This window comes from Terriglobus sp. YAF25 (genome assembly GCF_052113305.1).
Classification (GTDB): Bacteria; Acidobacteriota; Terriglobia; order Terriglobales; family Acidobacteriaceae; genus Terriglobus.
Genome location: NZ_JBFRCY010001050.1, coordinates 1 through 1,071, shown reverse-complemented (window position 1 = coordinate 1,071; position 1,071 = coordinate 1). Strand labels below are relative to the sequence as shown.

The following is a 1,071-nucleotide window of genomic DNA, read 5'->3' as shown; positions in this document are numbered from 1 at the left end:
GTACACCACGTCGTCATAGCGGTGCACGGCAAGGTATCGCTGCTCCGGAGCCATCTCGGGCAATGTGGTTGTGGCGCTTGCCTGCCGCAGTTGCGCCGCGCCGCTGGTTACGGCTTTCTCATCCGGCTTCTTTACAGCGAGCACAAACTCGTCGACGGGATAGTCTACGACAAGCAATCGGAGATGCGGCTGGAGCGCAAGCGTTGACTCCGGCCCAAGTTGAGCCAATTCATCCGCGGCGAGCGGCTCGATCTCTGCGCCGTCGAAGGCTTCGACATAGGCCCACTCCAGCCGTGCGATATCCACAGCTAATCGATGCTGGTCGCCTGCAAACTCAGAATGCTTTTGCAGGAACTGCGGCAGATCCGCGCTCAGATCCCGCAAGGTCCACGAGGTTGAGGGGCGCTGCTTCAGATACGCCAAGACCAGCGCGTCGAAGTGCTCGTCGCCCAACAACGCCTGCACCGCAGGGTAATCCTCTGAGACGGCGCCGATCGCGCGAAACCAGTACTGGCGGTTGTAGATCTCCAGCCGCTCGAACGATGTCAGCTCACTGTTCTGACGGATATAAGCAGCAGCGATCTCCTCCATCGACTCACCTTCGGTTGTCCGCGGCTGCATCGTAAGCTCTGCCGTCAACGGTCGGCGGACATCCTGCTCCATGCGGCGTTGCAGCTCCAGCAGTGTCATGCGACCGCCTCCTCCACACTTACAGGCTGCAGAAACCGATTCGCTTTCAGCGCCTCGGCATGTACTTCATCGAAGGTTGGAATATTGTCGTCCCACTCGAGAAGCGTCGCCGTCGGCCCGCAGCGTTCAATCGCGCGTGCATAGAGAGCCCACACCGGATCGAGCACCGGATGATCGTGCGTGTCGAGCGTATAACGCTCGAACTGCGAGTGACCGGCGATATGGATCTGTGCCACGCGATCCGCCGGGATGCTGTTCACATACTCCATCGGATCGAACTCGTGGTTCCGCGAGGAGACGTAGATATTGTTGACATCGAGCAGGATGCCGCAGTCGGCAGCATGCACCACCTCGTTCAGGAACTCCCACTCGGTCATCTGC

The 1,071-nt window shown here is 59.9% G+C and carries 2 protein-coding genes; both read right to left on the bottom strand.

Features of this window, described 5'->3' with window-relative positions:
• The coding region (locus AB4043_RS26450; RefSeq protein WP_442308648.1) for an HvfC/BufC family peptide modification chaperone at positions 1 to 690 on the bottom strand (690 nt) is incomplete at its 3' end.
• Positions 687 to 1,071 (bottom strand): multinuclear nonheme iron-dependent oxidase (locus AB4043_RS26445; RefSeq protein WP_442308647.1); only part of this gene is annotated, 385 nt, incomplete at its 5' end. The genes AB4043_RS26450 and AB4043_RS26445, both read right to left, overlap by 4 nt.